This is a genomic window from Sporosarcina sp. PTS2304, from assembly GCF_003351785.1.
GTDB lineage: Bacteria > Bacillota > Bacilli > Bacillales_A > Planococcaceae > Sporosarcina.
Map to the genome: position 1 here is coordinate 225093 of NZ_CP031230.1, position 18863 is coordinate 243955.

17 protein-coding genes are annotated in these 18863 nt (G+C 41.6%); 12 read left to right on the top strand and 5 right to left on the bottom strand.

Annotated features, from left to right (window positions below; all coding sequences use genetic code 11):
- Nucleotides 1-116 precede the first annotated feature (116 nt).
- Nucleotides 117-749, bottom strand: coding sequence for a YigZ family protein (locus DV702_RS00895; RefSeq protein ID WP_114923011.1), 633 nt, complete (start codon nucleotides 747-749; stop codon nucleotides 117-119).
- A gap of 150 nt (nucleotides 750-899) precedes the next feature.
- Between DV702_RS00895 and DV702_RS00900 the strand changes: the two genes are divergently transcribed.
- The 4 genes from DV702_RS00900 (at nucleotide 900) to DV702_RS00915 (ending at nucleotide 3891) form a co-directional block, all read left to right on the top strand.
- The gene (locus DV702_RS00900; RefSeq protein WP_205407196.1) at nucleotides 900-2048 is read left to right on the top strand and encodes a sensor histidine kinase; all 1149 of its coding nucleotides are present in this window, start codon (nucleotides 900-902) and stop codon (nucleotides 2046-2048) included.
- A 28-nt stretch (nucleotides 2049-2076) separates the two neighbouring features.
- The gene (locus DV702_RS00905) at nucleotides 2077-2757 is read left to right on the top strand and encodes a response regulator (protein ID WP_114923012.1); all 681 of its coding nucleotides are present in this window, start codon (nucleotides 2077-2079) and stop codon (nucleotides 2755-2757) included.
- Nucleotides 2758-2812: 55 nt separating this feature from the next.
- Nucleotides 2813-3376 (top strand): nuclear transport factor 2 family protein, encoded by a 564-nt coding sequence (locus DV702_RS00910; RefSeq protein WP_114923013.1) that lies wholly within the window; start codon nucleotides 2813-2815, stop codon nucleotides 3374-3376.
- A gap of 146 nt (nucleotides 3377-3522) precedes the next feature.
- Entirely contained in the window at nucleotides 3523-3891 is a 369-nt protein-coding gene (locus DV702_RS00915; RefSeq protein WP_114923014.1) for a YhjD family protein, read from the top strand.
- Here DV702_RS00915 and DV702_RS00920 read toward each other — a convergent pair.
- The 3 genes from DV702_RS00920 to DV702_RS00930 form a co-directional block, all read right to left on the bottom strand.
- A complete protein-coding gene (locus DV702_RS00920) occupies nucleotides 3863-4399 on the bottom strand; it encodes a competence protein ComK (protein ID WP_114923015.1) in 537 nt (178 codons plus the stop codon). The genes DV702_RS00915 and DV702_RS00920 overlap by 29 nt on opposite strands.
- A gap of 171 nt (nucleotides 4400-4570) precedes the next feature.
- Nucleotides 4571-5734 carry a M20 metallopeptidase family protein gene (locus tag DV702_RS00925; RefSeq protein WP_114923016.1) on the bottom strand — a complete coding sequence of 388 codons (1164 nt, stop codon included), beginning with the start codon at nucleotides 5732-5734 and terminating at the stop codon, nucleotides 4571-4573.
- Between the two features lie 921 nt (nucleotides 5735-6655).
- On the bottom strand, nucleotides 6656-7165 hold the full coding sequence (locus DV702_RS00930) for an antibiotic biosynthesis monooxygenase family protein (protein ID WP_114923017.1): 510 nt from the start codon (nucleotides 7163-7165) through the stop codon (nucleotides 6656-6658).
- A gap of 262 nt (nucleotides 7166-7427) precedes the next feature.
- Here DV702_RS00930 and hemE point away from each other — a divergent pair, with 262 nt between their 5' ends.
- The 3 genes from hemE to hemY are packed head-to-tail and all read left to right on the top strand — an operon-like array spanning nucleotide 7428 to nucleotide 10881.
- Complete coding sequence (gene hemE / locus DV702_RS00935) at nucleotides 7428-8471, top strand: uroporphyrinogen decarboxylase (protein ID WP_114923018.1); 1044 nt, start codon at nucleotides 7428-7430, stop codon at nucleotides 8469-8471.
- 24 nt (nucleotides 8472-8495) lie between these two features.
- Nucleotides 8496-9431: a ferrochelatase gene (gene hemH, locus DV702_RS00940; RefSeq protein WP_114923019.1), complete on the top strand. Its 936-nt coding sequence runs from the start codon at nucleotides 8496-8498 to the stop codon at nucleotides 9429-9431.
- A 28-nt stretch (nucleotides 9432-9459) separates the two neighbouring features.
- Nucleotides 9460-10881 (top strand): protoporphyrinogen oxidase, encoded by a 1422-nt coding sequence (gene hemY, locus DV702_RS00945; protein WP_114923020.1) that lies wholly within the window; start codon nucleotides 9460-9462, stop codon nucleotides 10879-10881.
- Between the two features lie 880 nt (nucleotides 10882-11761).
- Here hemY and yhfH read toward each other — a convergent pair.
- Complete coding sequence (gene yhfH, locus DV702_RS00955; RefSeq protein ID WP_114923022.1) at nucleotides 11762-11887, bottom strand: protein YhfH; 126 nt, start codon at nucleotides 11885-11887, stop codon at nucleotides 11762-11764.
- A 210-nt stretch (nucleotides 11888-12097) separates the two neighbouring features.
- On the opposite strand from yhfH, the gene DV702_RS00960 reads away from it, so the two are divergent.
- The 5 genes from DV702_RS00960 (at nucleotide 12098) to DV702_RS00980 (ending at nucleotide 17559) form a co-directional block, all read left to right on the top strand.
- A complete protein-coding gene (locus tag DV702_RS00960) occupies nucleotides 12098-13090 on the top strand; it encodes a lipoate--protein ligase (RefSeq protein ID WP_114923023.1) in 993 nt (330 codons plus the stop codon).
- Between the two features lie 82 nt (nucleotides 13091-13172).
- Nucleotides 13173-13871, top strand: coding sequence for a response regulator transcription factor (locus tag DV702_RS00965; RefSeq protein WP_114923024.1), 699 nt, complete (start codon nucleotides 13173-13175; stop codon nucleotides 13869-13871).
- Nucleotides 13871-14893, top strand: coding sequence for a sensor histidine kinase (locus DV702_RS00970; protein WP_114923025.1), 1023 nt, complete (start codon nucleotides 13871-13873; stop codon nucleotides 14891-14893). Before DV702_RS00965 ends, DV702_RS00970 begins: the two co-directional genes overlap by 1 nt.
- A complete protein-coding gene (locus tag DV702_RS00975) occupies nucleotides 14874-15653 on the top strand; it encodes an ABC transporter ATP-binding protein (protein ID WP_114923026.1) in 780 nt (259 codons plus the stop codon). Before DV702_RS00970 ends, DV702_RS00975 begins: the two co-directional genes overlap by 20 nt.
- Entirely contained in the window at nucleotides 15625-17559 is a 1935-nt protein-coding gene (locus DV702_RS00980; protein WP_114923027.1) for an FtsX-like permease family protein, read from the top strand. The genes DV702_RS00975 and DV702_RS00980 overlap by 29 nt, the downstream gene beginning before the upstream one ends.
- Nucleotides 17560-18863 lie beyond the last annotated feature (1304 nt).

The following is an 18863-nucleotide window of genomic DNA, read 5'->3' on the forward strand; positions in this document are numbered from 1 at the left end:
AGCTAGCCGTGGCTTGCTGCAACGAGCAAGTAATCATGCCACCTCTAGTTCATATATGAATAAAAAGTTGCACTTGTATCTAGTATAACTGTTTTTTAAACAGACGTATAGTTATATCAGATGGTAAACTCTAGAAATTCATGTTGCACTTCAGTGACGACAGCTTGACCATTCGTCAGTTCCATAATCCATTCATGAAAAACAGATTGTTCTTCTACAGGAACAAATAAAAACAGTTCAACGTCCTGTTCATAGGTAATCTCTTGTAAAGGATAGATGGATTGGCGTATTTCGTTTTCCACTTTTCCTAACCATGTATAATCAATCATTACCTTTGTCAAAACATGTAATCTTCTTTCGACAATACCTGTAGCGGCTACTCCTTCAGAAGCGGCTTTACCGTAGGCGCGGATCAGTCCACCGCCACCTAGTTTAATGCCGCCGAAGTAACGAGTTACGACGATGACGGTATCTTTTAATTGTTGTTTTTTTAATACTTCCAACATAGGAACACCGGCAGTTCCTGAAGGTTCCCCGTCATCGTTCGCTTTTTGGATCTGATCATGTTCTCCGATAATATAAGCGGAACAATTATGTGTTGCTGTATGATGATCTTTTTTTATTTCCTGAATAAAGTCAATTGCCTCTTGTTCGGTCTCTGCTCGCTTAACAAATGAAAGGAAACGGGATTTTTGCACCACGAATTCACTTTCGCCATAAAGCTGTACAGTTTTATAATTTGCTCGCATTTGTCGTACCCCCTACATTTGTAATATACTTATAATACTTTTACATCATTGAGATGATATACTGTATTTAGAAGTGTATAAGTAATTAGGTTAAACTGCAATGTTGCTCACTTCGCATATTTTACATAGACAGGTGCGGGAGGGAGTCATTTGAACGAGAAGGCGATCGACATCCAGCAAATGGAAAAGATCTTCGGCAACATGGTTGATGTAATGGATCGGTCAAAAACTGACATATTTTTAATTAGTGAACAAAGTCGTCAAAGTTTTGAAGAAATGCAAAAAGAGCTAACAGAAGTGAAAGAAAGCATTTCGCATGTCATAGCAGAAGGCGACTCTTTAGATGATATGTCACGCCACTCTAGAAAACGCTTGGCAAACGTGTCGAAGGATTTCATAAATTACAGCGAAGAAGAAGTGAAACAGGCATATAGTGTGGCAAATGATTTGCTTGTACGCGTCTCCATCAATAAAATGGAGGAAAAGCAGTTGCGTGAGAGAAGAGACGAGTTGGAACGTCGGCTTGCTATGTTACTCTCCACAATTGAAAGGGCTGATCAACTTGTTAATCAGGTAACCACAGTAATTACTTATTTGACATCTGATTTAAAAAATGTGAGTGCAGCACTTGAAACAGCACGCCATAAACAAGATTTTGCAATTCAAATCATTCAAGCACAAGAAGAAGAGCGAAAACGTCTATCACGTGATATTCACGATGGTCCTGCACAAATGCTGGCGAATGTTCTCATGCGTTCGGGTTTGATTGAAAAGACCTTTGTACAACACGGTCCTGACAAAGCCTTACTGGAACTGTCTCATTTAAAAGAGATGGTAAGAGGTGCACTATCGGAAGTACGGCGGATTATATATGATCTTCGTCCAATGGCTTTAGATGATTTAGGACTCGTTCCTACATTACGAAAATATTTATCGACCATTAGTGAATATGAAGCACCATTGACCATCCATTTTCATAGCAATGGACCCGAAAGAAGATTCAATTCCAATTTTGAAGTAGGGATTTTTAGACTCATACAAGAATCAGTGAATAACAGTATCAAACATGCAAAAACAGACGAAGTATGGGTTAAAATTGAATGGTTGCGTGATACCGTAAATATATTGATTAAAGACAAAGGTTGCGGCTTTGATACAAAAGAAGTAAAAGATAAGTCATTTGGTTTGATTGGCATGCAAGAACGCGTGGATTTGTTAAAAGGTGAAATGAAAGTAAACTCCAAAGTTGGAGAAGGTACTTCACTTTTATTGCGGATCCCGTTAGACGAAGAACTGTAAGTAACGTAAACATTGGGAGGAATAGGACATGGAAACAACAAAAATTTTAATTGTAGATGATCACCAATTATTCCGAGAAGGTGTTAAACGAATTTTGGACTTTGAAGATTCATTTAACGTAGTAGCAGAGGGCGATGACGGAAGTGAAGTGCTTGAAATTTATCGTCAGTGTGAGCCGGACGTTGTATTGATGGATATTAACATGCCGCGTATGAACGGTGTAGACGCTACAGAGCAATTAGTGAAAGAGTTCCCGGATGCCAAAGTGATTATGCTTTCCATTCACGATGACGAGTCTTATGTAACACATGCGTTGAAGACAGGTGCACTCGGCTATATGTTAAAGGAAATGGACGCCGACGCAATTGTACAAGCTATTAAAGTAGTAGCAAATGGCGGATCGTATTTACATCCGAAAGTAACACATAATTTAGTATCTGAATTCCGCCGTTTAAGTGAGAGGGAACATAAAGGTTCATTCCAACAAAATGACATTCGCCGTCCCCTTCATTTATTGACAAAACGTGAATGTGAAGTGCTACAATTACTGACAGATGGCCAAAGTAACAGGACTATTGGCGAGACGTTATTTATTTCAGAGAAAACAGTAAAAAACCACGTCTCTAGTATTTTGCAGAAAATGAACGTAAATGACCGTACACAAGCAGTCGTCACAGCAATTAAAAATGGCTGGGTTGAAGTGAAATAAAAACGAAAAGGTCTTTTGATAGTAAAAGGCCTTTTTCTCTATGTGGGAGGAAATCATGAAGAAGAAATTAGCAATGGCATCGATCGCTATGGTTCTTATTTTAAGTGCCTGCAATAAGTCTGAAGAGACCAATTCGAACGACATTACGAACGGAGAAGCTTCTCCTGGAAACGGCGCAATCGATCATGGAGTGGATGATAACAAAGTAGGTTTCAGTATGTCAGGTGATCAAGTGGAAGAAGCAGAGAATGTTCCAAAAGAGGAACATAAAGCGATTATGGCGGCATTCAACGAATATATTGAGTCATTCAATAGTCAGGACATTGATAGATATCTTGCTACATTATCAGATAAAAAATACGATCTCCAAGAAGAGCGAACCGTGTTGGAAGATATGTTCAAATCAGCATCCGTAAAGCGAGATCCTGACAATGAGACGATTGTAAAGTACAACGAAAAAGAAGCGCAAGTATTTTCGACGATTAAAACTACATTTACTGACATGGAAAGTGGTGTAGAGAACGCTCCGGAAGGACGTCAAGTAACAGTTTTCACTAAAGAAGACGATCAATGGAAAGTCTTTTCGATTCATTTTATCGGAGACGAACCAGACAAATAATAAAAGTTCCAGCACACTCGCTGGAACTTTTTTCATGTCGAAAAATGAAAAAAGTTTACCATACTAATCGTACTTGCTTTTTGTTGTCATTCGATCTATAATTATTATACGAACACTTGTTCCTTTTGTTTGAGGAGGTGACTCAAATGCCTTTCCTTCCCAATGAGGCATTACCTTATATGGAGAACTATATTTATTTACCGATGCTATTAACGATTCTAGAACGAGATCGCAGTATTTTGGAGAAAATACCATTTAAATTAAAAGATCCTTATTTATATTTAGTAGATGAGACGATGAATGCGATTACGGTAGATCTGCAAAAAACAGCAGAGTATTTACGGCAACATCATATGAAAGTTATACGCCGTTCGACGGATGAATTATTCACTGAATATTTATTTTTACACAATGGATATGAAGATACACGGCGCTATTTGAATGTGCGTCTACGTAATCGAACCGAAGAATTATTACATCAATATCTTAGGAAATTGGAGCGTCAGAGTTTTTAGGCTCCATAATCATATAATAGGAACTTCTCAATTCTTCTTGTGCATTATCAAAGCGTTGGGACAAAATATGCGATAGCGCCATTTGTCGGTAAACTGTTGCCAGCGATGTATCTAGCGGCATATGTGTGTCATTTTTTAATACAACAGCAACACCATCTTCGCATTGATGGGTGTCTTTAACCGCGTGATAAGCAACCCATGAATTTTTATGTAGTGTTGGAGACAGTAAAGGAAAGAAAAGCAACGGCCGATTATTGAGATGCGTCAGCATAATAGGCGGCTTCGGTCGATTTTTCAAATCATTTTTTGAGCTAGTAATGATGGAGTCGAAGTTTGTGCGGTAATGAGCACAAGAATCCTTCATGATTTCTAATGGTGTTTTTTCGACAATGAATGTTCGATCGTTTTCTACAACCTTTGTATAGTATGGATTGGAATGTTGGCCATGAAGTAATGCAAAAGTATGAAACGTAACGATATAAGAAGACAAGTTCTGTTGATTTACCATAGCGTTCCCTCCCTAGTAATAGGTCAATATACTCGTATCTTTAATTATAGGACAGAAAAAACTAAAATCAATATAAAAAGAAGAAAAATGTCGAATATTCTATCAATTATTATAATTAGACAATTTTTGGATAAAAAACGCTGATCCTTTTCTCGGATCAGCGGATGGAAATTACTTTTGATATTCAATAGCGGCGGCGCCAAGTGTTTTTGCTGCTGCAATCATTGCTTTTTCATCAATGTCAAATCGTGGATGGTGATGAGGGAACGCGTCAGTCGGTCTAGCTCCTGTAAAGAAGAAAGTGCCAGGTACTTTTTCTAAGTAATAAGCGAAATCTTCTCCGCCCATTTGAGGTTCCATTTTTTCCACACCATTTAAACCAGGTATAGTTTCGGCTACAGACTGTAAAAATTCTGTTTCTTTTTCATGATTAACGACAGCTGGATATCCACGGAAGTATTCGACTTCGATTTGGCAGTCAGTTGCAATAGCTGTCCCTTCAGCGACACGTTTAATTTCACGCTCCATTAAATCGCGATTTTCCGATGTGAATGTGCGAACAGTACCACTTAGAACTGCTTGATCTGCAATTACGTTAAATGCATTATCCGCAACGAATGAACCAACAGACAAGACAGCTGATTCGATAGGGTCTACGCGTCTAGAGACAATTTGTTGTAAGTTCATCACTAATTGTGAACCAATCGCTACCGCATCTTTTGTTTGGTGTGGAGATGCGCCGTGTCCGCCAGCCCCTTGAACTGTAATAGAAAAGCGGTCAGCTGCTGCCATGACTGGGCCTGCTGCGTAATAAATAATTCCTGTGTCATACAGAGACCAGAGATGTGTACCGAATATAACATCTACTCCATCAAGGCAACCGTCTTCTATCATTGCAATTGCGCCACCAGGAGCCAGTTCTTCAGCATGTTGATGAATGAAAACATACTCCCCGGCTAACTCGTCACGCATTTCATTCATTGCTTTTGCCAATTGAAGAAGAGTAGCGGTATGACCGTCGTGACCGCAAGCGTGCATAACGCCGGGCACTTTAGAAGCGTAAGGGGTATCTTTTTGATCTTGGATAGGAAGTGCATCGAAATCTGCGCGCATAGCGACAGTTTTACCTGGCTTGCTTCCTTTCACACGAGCAACTACACCGTTTCCACCGACACCTGTTCGAACATCGATGTGTAGTTGTTTATAAAAATCTGCTATATAAGCAGCTGTTTTTTCTTCTTTAAATGAAACTTCTGGATTCATATGCAAATAGCGACGAATTTCTACCATATCGTCATAAGATTGTTCTAGTTTCTTGAATAGTTGCTCATTCATGTAAAAAATCTCCCTTCAAGTAAAAAACATATATGAAATATCGTTATCATTATAACAAGTAGTGTGAAAGGTCGCAAATTTCGAAATCCGAAGTTTTGTTAAAAAGTCTATAAAAAGAGCAAGCCTGTTGATTAATAGTATTATGTATAATTCTCTCGTTCATTTAGTTTAAAACGATTTTGACTACGGCAGTTGGATGAAGTGACGCTGACTTAGAATGTCTTGCGGCTTGCACTTCCAGACGATACGCTTTCCGGAGGGGACGCGGCGGACCCCGCAAAAGAGCGCTCCGGGTTACGCCTGTCAAATGCAAAGATGTGCTCCTTCTCGCTACGCTTCACTCGCAAAAGCCGTCCTTCGCAACGACTTTTCCTGATCCTCCCGGAGTCGATCGTCTGTAAGCTCCAAGCCGGACTTAGTGTAGGCAAGACAGTTTGATCACTCTTTGTAGGGGATGAAAACCGAGTAGACTTGTCTGATACAATGCGACCGTTTTGAAGTTAAAAAGCGGTGAAGTGTTGCTAGCTACTATGACTGTTTCGATGGACTGAGTGAAAAAATGACCCTATATACATTCAGTCAGCAAATCCAAAGCTTCACCACACTGTTTAGGAAGCAGAACTTACCATACTCTATTTCTGGCCGAACACGAACTGACTTCCCGACACAACCTCAAGGATTCTCCCGGAAGAACCGGCGACTCCTGGAGGATCAGGACGACAGGCATAATCGCCAATGCACTTCTGGCGAGTCCGCCGCGTCCCCTCAGGAAAGCGTCCGGTTCTGTAGGGAGAATCCTAGCACGTACACTACTTTTCTGCAACGCACTGGAGAATCCTAACACGTACACTCATTTCCAAATGCCAATTCCTTTCTTTAGATAATCAACAGGCTTGTAAAAAGAGGCTTGACGTGTAGACGTCAAACCTCCTCAGTCGGTGTTTTATAAGTAGCTGTGTAGGGTGCACTTGTAAAGATGTGCAATGTCATGCCCCCTTGATCTTTAAAGTCACTCGGGTTAGTTAATTTATATCCCGGTGAGTTACGCCATAAATCATACAGACGCTTATCCGTCCATTCTGTCAAAACAATGTACGTGTCTGAGCCAACTGGACGAAGTAGGCGGAAAGCAGTAAATCCCGGAATGTCTTGAATTTTTTGACCCAATTCTTTATATTGGTGTTCAAAAATAGGTTTCCCTTCATCCGTTACGGCTACATTGTCTAGTGCAAAAAATCCAGGCTCTGTCAATTCACCGAAAGCTCCTACTACTTCATATTTTCTAGGAGTCTGAAAAACAGATTTGCCATTTGTTTCATGTAATAAAAGTGTGTGGCCGCCACCATTCATTAATAATATAGATTCATCTACGTACTTATCTTTAACCTTCTCCATAAAATCGATGGTTCCAGTCGTAATATAAATATTCATACATACTTCCTCCTTTGGCTAGTAACAGTTGTTTTATATTATATAGTAATTAGTTCCCTAAAATGAGTGAAATCAAACACTCGGAAAGCTATTCTGAGTGTTTGATTGTCGAAAACATGACAGGTAAACAAAGAATTCAAGCACAATATTATGACAAAGACGCAATTCACTATACATTAAACAATCAACAGTTTATCATGAGAAACGTATATCTTCTTAACAACTGTAAAGCATTAAATTATGGAAAGAGGAATCGGTGAAAATGACAACATTTAATGATACTTTATTGCGTGCGGCAAGAGGCGAAAAGATTGAACATACGCCTGTATGGTTCATGCGTCAAGCAGGACGTTCACAACCAGAATATCGGAAAATTAAAGAAAAATACTCTTTGGAAGAAATCACACATCAGCCAGAATTATGCGCGTATGTAACGAAGCTGCCTGTAGATCAGTACGATGTGGATGCAGCTATTTTATATAAAGATATTGTTACACCTTTAGTTGGGATTGGAGTGGATGTAAAGATTAAGTCAGGCGTTGGTCCTGTTATTTCTAATCCCATCCGTTCCGTTGCCGATATTGAAAAATTAGGCGAGTTCTCAGCAGAAGATCAAGTTCCTTACGTCTTAGACACAATTAAAATCTTAACGAAGGAACAGTTGAATGTTCCGCTGATCGGTTTTGCCGGTGCGCCATTCACACTTGCAAGTTATATGATTGAAGGCGGACCATCGAGAAGTTATAACTTAACGAAATCATTCATGGTTTCTGAGCCGCAAGCTTGGTTTGCATTAATGGACAAATTGGCGGATATGACAATTACATACATTCAAGCGCAAGTAGCAGCCGGTGCGAAAGCTGTTCAAATATTCGATTCATGGGTTGGTGCGTTACACGTATCTGACTATCGCATCTTCATCAAACCAACGATGACACGTATTTTCTCTGAACTTCGCAAACTGAATGTTCCACTCATTACATTTGGAGTTGGTGCAAGCCACTTAGCAAATGAATGGCATGACCTGCCTGTAGACGTAGTTGGATTGGACTGGCGTTTATCTATTAAAGAAGCGGGCGAACGCGGTCTTACGAAACCACTGCAAGGGAACTTAGATCCTACATTACTATTGGCAGATTGGTCGGTCATTGAAGAACGGGCGAAGCGCATTGTTGAAGAGGGCGTAGAGCATGGAAGCCATATCTTTAACTTAGGACATGGTGTATTCCCTGAAGTGCAGCCGGCAACGTTGAAGCGTTTGACTGCGTTTGTTCATGAATACAGTGCACAATTACGCGCAAAATAAAAATCGAACTATGAGGTGAACATGATGACGAAAAAGAAAATGGGTTTACTCGTAATGGCTTACGGAACACCGACTTCCTATGACGATTTAGAGCCGTATTACACGCATATTAGAAGAGGCCGTCCACCTGCACCCGAGCAGTTGGAAGATCTACGTAACCGCTATGAAGCTATCGGCGGTATATCTCCACTTGCGCGTATTACTGAAGATCAGGCACATGCATTAGGTAACCGTTTGAATGCAGTTCAAGACGACATCGAATTCAATGTATATATCGGTTTAAAACATATCGCGCCATTTGTCGAAGATGCAGTTCAGGAAATGGAAAATGACGGTATTACAGAAGCGGTCTCCATTGTATTAGCACCGCACTTCTCCACATTTTCAGTGAAATCGTATAACGGTCGTGCTAAAGAAGAGGCAGACAAGCATGGCATTCGTTTAACTTCAGTAGAAAGCTGGTACAAACAGCCGAAGTTTATTGACTATTGGTCCAACCAGTTGCGTCAAACATACGATGCGATGGATGAAGCAGAACGTGAAAATACATGCCTTATTGTTTCAGCACATTCACTGCCTGAAAAGATTTTGGCTAATGGTGACCCCTATGCAGACCAACTGAAAGAGACTGCAGAAATGATCACTGAAGCGGCAGGCGTAAAAACGTATGCACTTGGATGGCAAAGTGAAGGGCAGACGCCAGATCCTTGGCTTGGTCCCGATGTACAGGATCTTACTCGCGAATTGTATGAAACAAAAGGGTATCAATCATTTGTCTATACACCAGTAGGCTTCGTATCTGATCATTTGGAAGTGCTGTATGACAATGACTATGAGTGCAAAGTTGTGTGTGATGAGATCGGCGCAGCCTACCATAGACCGGCTATGCCAAATACAGATCCTTTATTTATAGATGCTATGGCAGATGCAGTATTGGATCAGTTGAAAGAATCGAAATAAATCTAGCAGAATCGGAGTGACGGAGGACATGAGCGAACGAAAAAAAGTAGTCATTATCGGTGGTGGCATCACAGGTCTCTCGTCAGCGTATTATATGCAGAAAGAAGCTCGTGAGCATGGACTTCCTATAGATATCACCTTGATTGAAGCATCTACTGAACTAGGTGGGAAAATCCAGACAGTCCGTCGAGACGGCTATGTAATCGAACGCGGTCCCGACTCCTTTTTAATACGCAAGAAAAGTGTAGACCAATTAGCTAGCGATCTTGGGATTGCTGATCAGCTAGTGCGAAATGCGACGGGACAAGCGTATATTTTATTGCATGATAAAATGCATCCGATTCCAGCAGGAGCCGTAATGGGAGTTCCAACTGAAATTAAACCTTTCATTACATCAGGACTGTTTAGCTTAAGCGGCAAGTTGCGCGCGGCGTGTGATTTTGTTCTTCCGCGTTCTGAAGTGACGGGTGATCAGTCACTCGGTAAGTTCTTCAGAAGACGCTTTGGTACGGAAGTAGTGGAAAATCTAATAGAACCGCTTCTTTCTGGTGTGTACGCGGGGGATATTGACCATATGAGCTTAGAGTCAACTTTTCCGCAATTTTACGAAGTGGAAAAGAACCATCGAAGCTTAATAGTGGGGATGAAAAAAACTACGCCGAAACAATTACCACAGAAAAACAGTCATAGTTCGAAAAAGGTAGGAGCCTTTCATACATTTAAGAACGGTCTGGATTCTATAGTGGAAGCACTTGAAGAACAACTGGACGATGTACACGTGATGAAAGGCATACGCGTGACGAAAGTGAATAAGCAAGGTGAACGTGCGGTTCTAACGTTAAGTGACCAGCAACAGATTGAAGCGGATGCGGTTATTTTATCGACGAGTCATACAGTAGTACGTCAGTTATTTGAGCCTCACGGACTGCTTAAAGAATTAGGGACGATTCCTACTACGTCAGTCGCTACTGTAGCGTTTGGATTTCCGAAAACTGCGATGAAGCGTGAAATTAATGGTACAGGTTTCTTAGTGCCACGCAGTAGCAATCACTCAATTACCGCGTGTACATTGGTTGATCGAAAATGGCCGACTACTACACCTGACGATAAGGTGCTTGTCAGAGCGTTCGTTGGTCGTGTAGGAGAAGAAGCAATCGTCGATTTACCAGATAGCGATATTGAGAAAATAGTTCTTAATGATTTACGGACGATTCTCGATTTAGTAGGTGAGCCAGAGTTCTGTATTATTACACGCTGGAAAGATGATCGCCCTCAATACCGAGTAGGCCATAAAGAGAAGATTGTAAGAGCAAAAGAAGAACTCCAACAACAGTTTCCGATGATCCAGCTGGCGGGCGCATCTTATAATGGAGTCGGTTTGCCAGATTGTATCGATCAAGGCATAGTGGCGATGAAGAATGTTCTCGCACAATTTACACCTGTTGATTAATCAACAGGTGTATTATTCATTGACTAAAAAGTGGGTTTGGTTGATACCCTGTATTCGTTCATGAAAGTAGTGGATGGGATGGAGTGAAGCTGACTTAGAGTGTCTTGCGGCTTGCGCTTCCAGACGATACGCTTTCCGGAGGGGACGCGGCGGACCGTCAAGCGTTGCGGGTTACGCCTGTCGTCCTTATCCTCCCGGAGTCGATCGTCTTCCAGCTTCAGCCGAAACTTTGTGTGTGCAAGACAGGTTGATCACTCTTTATAGATAGTGAAAACCAAGTAGACTTGTCTGATACAATGCGATCGTTTTTGAAGTTAAAAAGCGGTGAAGTGTTGCTAGCTACTATGACTGTTTCGATGAACTGAGTGGAAAAAGAAATGACTCTATACACATTCGTCAGGCAATCTAAAGCTTTATCTACACTGTTCAGGAAGCGTAATTTGCCATCCTTCATTTCTGGACGAACACCAACTGACTTCCCGACACAAACTCAAAGATTCTCCCGAAAGAACCGGCGACTCCTGGAGGTTCAGGGAAAGCCGTGGCGAAGGACGGCTTTTGCGAGTGAAGCGCAGCGAGAAGGAGCACATTTTGGCACTTGACAGGTGTAATCGCCAACGCACTTTTGGCGAGTCCACCGCGCCCCCTCAGGAAAGCGTCCGGTTCTGCAGGGAGAATCCTAGCACGTACACTGCTTTTCTGCACCGCACTGGAGAGTCACTTATTTCACTCCAACTTCTAAAAGTCAATTTCAACACGACTAGTTAAAAAAACAGTTCAAGCGCCTGTTATACTCAGACGCTTGAACTGTTTTTTGTCCGTTCTATTTACAAGCACAAAAAAAGCGAATATATACATATCCGCCGAATGAAAGGTTAAATTATTTGATGTTGCAGTGATCACAGTGATTGGAGTAGCACTCATGCTGCTCTTCGATTTCGTTTCCACAAGTCGCACAAACCTTTGCCGGCAAGTTTTTGAAAAATTCTACGATGCTTTCTACCATATTAATCATTCCCCTTTTTTGTTGGTGTTGTATAACTCCTTGCTATGTTCATAGTGTATTATAACAGAACGTAAAAGTCAACACTCCCTCTAAGTTTCTGTTAAAATGGACTCAAGCCTTTCATGGCGCACTTTAAAAGGGTTTTGAACGTTCTAAATTGCGAGAATTAACTAAAAATATTGTGACAAATTTGTGAGGAGAGAAAAAATCATGCAATTTATCGACAATAAAGGCATTACAGATCCAAGAATTAACTTGGCAATTGAAGAATATGTATTAAAAACAATGGATATCGATAAAGATTCGTACTTGCTGTTCTATATCAATGAACCTTCTATCATCATCGGCAAAAACCAAAACACAATAGAAGAGATTAATACAGAGTTCGTGGATCGTGAAGGCATTCATGTAGTTCGTCGATTATCCGGTGGCGGAGCTGTGTATCACGATAAAGGAAATTTGAACTTTAGTTTTATTACGAAAGATGACGGAGATTCTTTCCGCAACTTCAAAAAGTTCACGGAACCGGTAACAGACGCTTTAGCAAAGATGGGCATAAAAGCGGAACTGCTCGGTCGTAATGATATTTTGATCGATGGGCGTAAAATATCAGGTAACGCGCAGTTTGCTACAGGAGACCGCATGTTTAGTCACGGTACATTGCTATTTGACACAGACATGGAAGGCGTTGTAAATTCTTTGAAAGTGAAAAAGGACAAGATCGAATCGAAAGGGATTAAATCTATCCGCAGTCGCGTGGCCAATATTTCCGAGTTTTTGGAACAGCCGATTTCGATTGAGCAATTTCGACAAGAAATATTAAACTCGATTTTCGATGGAGAAGAACATATTCAATACAAGGAACTAACGGAAGAGGATTGGGACAATATCCATGCACTTTCCGCAGAACGCTATGGCAATTGGGAGTGGAACTATGGCAGATCCCCTAAATGTAATGTCCAACAATCAAAGCGTTTCCCAGTCGGTGGCATAGACGTTCGTCTCCATGTTGAAAAAGGTGTCATTGAAGATATTCATATTTATGGGGATTTCTTTGGCGTTGGGGAAGTAACGGAAATTGAAAAACGGTTGATTGGTGTGAAATATGAACGCCAGGCTATTACAGAAGCGCTCGATTCAATAGAAGTAGAGAAGATTTTAGGTGGCATACAGCTCGATGAATTTGTCGGTGTAATCTACTAAATTAAAAGCGCGTGTCTTGCGAGGCATGCGCGTTTTTTTACTCTGCGCTATACTACATATACTACGAAAGTGAGGGGTCTTTGTGAAACGTCGGATATTCATTGTGGAAGATGATCGGAAAATTGCTCAGTTATTAGCTGGCACACTTGAGAAATATCAATATGATGTGGCAGTAATTGAAGATTTTGATCGTGTAGTGGAAGAATGTGTAGCCTATAATCCTCATTTGGTGCTACTCGATATAAATTTGCCGATATATGATGGCTATTATTGGTGTAGGCAATTGCGGCAGCATACGATGTGCCCTATCCTATTCATCTCGGCTCGTTCGGGAGATATGGATCAAGTGTTTGCACTTGAAAACGGTGGTGATGATTTTATTACGAAGCCGTTTCATTATGAAATTGTGCTCGCGAAGATAAAAAGTCATTTGCGGAGATCCGTTGGAGAATATTCGCCCAATCAATCGGAGCGGGTCATCGTATCAGGTGATTTGACATTATATATAGAGCGGATGACTTTGCAAAAAGGAGAAGAAGAAATTCCTCTTCAGAAAAAAGAATGTGTCATTTTGGAATTATTGATGGGGGAGTCACCGAAAGTAGTTTCAAGAGAGAGGCTTCTGGAAGAATTATGGGATGATCAATCATTCGTTGATGAAAATACGCTCAATGTCAACATGACACGCGTGCGTAAAAAACTAACCGATTACGATGTGAACTCATGGATTGAAACGGTGCGTGGGGCAGGATATCGTTTTGTTCCGGAGTCTGAAGTGTAATGAAAGCATTTTTGCTGTTTTTTAGAGAACATATCCCGTTCATGCTGTTTCAGCTAGGGTTGATTTTGTTCATTCTTCTCCTCTATTGGTTGGATGGGTTCCGCAGTCCGAACACAGCCATTTACTCGGTAGCGATGGGTGTATTATTGACGGCAGGATACTTAACAGGCAAATTCATTATGCGCCGATCCTTTTATGCATCGATTGTCGAGAAACCGAAGAAAATGGAAGATGCACTTATTCGCCACGTACTCACACCGGAACATCGCCAGACAACAGAATTTACGCGTGAACTCTATCGACTGTACCAACATGAAGTACAGACACTTTATAATGTACAACACCGGCATTTACACTTCATGAATCAATGGGTTCATCAAATGAAAACACCTATTTCTGTCGTAAATTTATTACTTCAGGAAGAAGAAGTGGATAAGAAAAGTATTAGCCAAGAAGTAGAGCGAATCCAAACAGGCCTAGAAATCGTCCTAGTAAATGCCAGACTGGAAACGTTCGAAGATGATATGCAGATTGAGCGCCTGTCACTGAAAATGGTTCTACAAGAAGTATTCAATGAAAACAAACGGCTATTCATTGCCAAAGGTCTCTTTCCAGTATTAACCGTTGATGAGCACTTGATGGTGGCGACAGATCGTAAGTGGATTAAATTTATGCTAAATCAATTTATAACAAACGCGGTTAAATATACATTTGAAAAAGGCAAGAAGATTTATGTAGTAGCAGAGCCCACAGCAGACGGACTGCAACTGGAAATAAAAGATGAAGGAATCGGTATACCAGCATCCGACTTGCATCGTGTAACGAAAGCTTTCTTTACGGGTGAAAACGGCAGATTATCAGGAGAGTCAACCGGCATGGGGCTATATATTGCGTCTGAAGTATGTAAGCGTCTCGGTCATGAGTTGACAATTTTGTCGAAGCAAGGGGAAGGAACTACGATTCGATTAGTATTCACTGGTGGAGAGGCAGGTGAAGCATCTGATGAAAAAACCAATCGTTGAGATGAAGGATGTCACAAAAATATACGAAGGAAAAGTGATGCACCGCGCATTGAATCAACTGGATTTTGACGTACAGGAAGGTGAATTCGTAGCGATTATGGGCCCTTCTGGCAGTGGTAAAACTACATTATTAAATTTATTAATGGCAACCGATATTCCGACATACGGCAAAATCGTCATTGGTGGAGTAGAGCCCGAAACTCTCAGTCAAAATGATATCGCATTGTTTCGCCGACACCAAATCGGCTTTGTCTTTCAAGAGATTAATCTGCTGCAAATGTTAACGGTAGAAGAAAACTTAGTGCTACCGCTAACGCTTGATGGACTTCCAATAACAGAGATGAAGAACAGAGTGCAAGACATGGCGGAGAAACTGCACTTGGAAGAAATATTGGAACGCCGGCCGGATGAATTATCAGGTGGACAAGCACAGCGGACCGCCATTGGGCGGGCGCTGATCCATCAGCCGACCATCGTGCTGGCCGATGAGCCGACAGGAAACTTAGATTCAAAGTCCGCGAAAGATGTGTTGGAGTTACTGGAGCACATTAATGTACATGAACGAACGACCATTATTATGGTGACACATGACCCAATCGCAGCCAGTTATTGTGATCGGGTATTATTTATTAAAGACGGTGAGTTTTTCAATGAAATTTATAAAGATGAACGCAGACAAACTTTCTTCCAGCGTATTTTAAATGTGCTGTCATTACTTGGAGGGAATGTGAATGACTTTTCGACAGTTCGCTTACCGTAACGTCGTAAGAAATCGAAGGATTTACGCAGCATTTTTCATGGCGAGTGTTTTTTCAGTCATGGTGTTCTTTCTCTATTCGATGTTGCTGTTTCATCCATCGATTGAAAATACGTTTTTGAAAGAAATTTCGTCACTCGGAATGGGCATTGCTGAAGTTATTTTATTTATCTTCACGTTATTTTTCCTATTCTATTCGATGCGTTCTTTCTTGCAAGCGAGATCTAAAGAATTTGGTGTGTTGTTATTACTCGGGATGGCGAGACGGCAATTGCATCGTCTGATCTTTATTGAAACGATGTTATTAGGATTTGCGTCAATCGTTACAGGGATTTTCATTGGATTTATGTTTTCGAAATTTTTCTTTATGATCGTTAAAGCGATTGTGCAAATACCTGTCCTTCCGTTGTATTTATCGTGGAAACCTTTTGCGTTGACGATTGGAGCATTTTTAAGTTTATTTGCGATTATTTCCTATATTGCACCTGTTTTTATTCAACAAGGGAAAATTTCGGATTTACTTCATGGGGATATGGCTGTCGAATCGGTGTATTCGTATTCGAAAAGCCGAGGGATCTTTGGCGTCATTTTATTGCTGGCTGCCTATGTTATGGCCACTTTCGTTTCCCGTTCGAGTATTATTAGTTTGTTCTTTTTGTTGCCCCCACTTGTTACGTTCGGTACGTATTTCTTCTTTGCGGATACATTACCGCTTATTTTACACGGTCTGCGCAGACGGAAACAGTTTTTTTGGCGTGACTTCTGGATGATTTCAGTATCGGAAAGTATTGTGCGGTTAAAAGAAAATGCCCGTATGTTCTTCATCGTCACGATCGTTTCCACTATCGCATTCATGTCTGTAGGAATTCTTGCGTCATTAACATCTTTCGCTTCGCAATACCGTGAAGTGAATCCGCTGGGACTTGTCTATAAAAGTTTGCCGCATAATGAATTTGAATACAATCATATTGCACAATTGACGACTGAGTTAGAACAGCAGAATCTTGATTATTGGGCTGTTCGATTCCGTGTGCTGGAGCAGCAGTCTTCCTACACAAAAAACAAAGTCAATATTGTAAAACTCGCAGACTTGAATGAATTGGCGATGACGTTTGGTGAGAAACCTTTACAGCTTGAACGGGGGCATGCGCTGTTCTTACCAGCGAGCGCATCAGATGCTGGAAAATTAGCCAATCAATCTGTACAAACGGAACTGGCCGAAAGTAAAATGTCGCTCCATATCGAGGGGATTTATCCTTATCGGTTATTTCCGCCCAATGCGCTCGGTCTCAATACGATTGTCGTCAACCACTTGGATTTTGACAGAATGGATGAACTTACAGCCGGGCGTTCCTTAGCGTTTACATATTATGCTTTTAATATTGAGGAATGGCAAGAGACGCAAAATATCGGGCTCTCGATTAATTCCCAAGTGCTTGCTAGTATCGTTTTAGAAGGGAAGCCGCCTGTTCGGTTTGAGTTTGAGAATCCGGGATTGAATTACTCGCATATCCGTATGACTTTTTCATTGCTGTTGTTTATCGGACTATTGCTGGCGGGTGTGTTCTTTTTAGCGTCGGGTAGTTTTATTTACTTCCGGCTGTATACGTCGCTAAGTCATGATCGTAAACAGTATGCTGTGCTGCAGCGTATAGGGATGACTGATCGGGAGTTTAAGAAAATCGTGAATCGTCAGTTGATTCCGCAGTTTTTCTTCCCATGGGGAGTGTCGTTTATCCACAGTGTTTTTGCTTTTTTGGCATTGCAAGTTATTTGGGATGCGTTGGCTGAGATTTCGATAGTGAGAGAGTTGACGCTTGTCTTACTTGGTTTTACGGTTATGCAGATTTTCTATTTTTATTTGATTCGCTGGCGTTATATTTCGCATATTAAGGCGCCTACTTCTTGAGAGTGGTGGGAAGTCAGTTGGTGTTCGTTCAGAAGTTGGAGTGGGGTAAGTGAACTTCTCCGGTGCGGATCAGAAAAGTTGTGTACGTGTTAGGATTCTCCCTACAGAACCGGACGCTTTCCTGAGGGGGCGCGGCGGACTCGCCAGAAGTGCTTTGGCGATTACGCCTGTCGTCCTGATCCTCCAGGAGTCGCCGGTTCTTCCGGGAGAATCCTTGAATTAATGTTCGTAAGTCAGATGGTATTCGTCCAGAAGCTAGAGTGGTGTAAGTGACTTCTCCTTTGATGGTGTAGAAAAAGAGTGTACGTGCTAGGATTCTCCCTACAGAACCGGACGCTTTCCTGAGGGCACGCGGCGGACCCCGCAAAAGAGCGCTGCGGGTTACGCCTGACGCGCTGATCCTCCAGGAGTCGCCGGTTCTTCCGGGAGAATCCTTGAGTTTGTGTCTGCAAGTCAGTTTGTGTTCGTCCAGAAATAGAGTGTGGTAAGTTCCGCTTCCTCGACAATGTGGGTGAAGCTTTAGATTGCCTGATTGAATGTATATAGGGTCACTTCTTTTTTCACTCAGTTCATCGAAGAAGTAATAGTAGCAGATAATACTTCACCGCTATCTAACTTCAAAAGCGGTCGCATGGTATCAGACAAGTCCACTTGGTTTTCACCCCCTACAAAGAGTGATCAAACTGTCTTGCACACACAAAGTACGGCTTGGAGCTTACAGACGATCGACTCCGAGAGGTTCAGGAAAAGCCGTAGCGAAGGACGGCTTTTGCGAGTGAAGCGCAGCGAGAAGGAGCACATCTTTGCATTTGACAGGTGTAACTCGCAGCGCTTGACGGTCCACCGCGCCCCCTCCGGAAAGCGTATCGTCTGGAAGCGCAAGCCGTAAGACTCTTCAAGTTAGCCTTGCTCCATCTAATAAACGAACATAAAGTAGCACACAAGTCCACGAAGTTTTCACCACCTACAAAGAGGTATCTAACTGTCTTGCACACGCTAAGTCCGGCTTGGAGCTTACAGACGATCGACTCCGAGAGGATAAGGACGATAGGCGTAACCCGCAACGCACTTTTGCGGGGTCCGCCGCGTCCCCTCCGGAAAGCGTATCGTCTGGAAGCGCAAGCCGCCAAGATACTCCAAGTCAGCATCCCTCCATCCAAATGCTATTATATTGCATTCAACAAGCTTGCTAACTATACTAACATTCTATTTACTTAAAAACATACTTGACTAATAGGTATTAATGGGATAATGTATGAATCATAGAAATTTTATAGTATGGCACAACTTAGGGAGGACAGGAT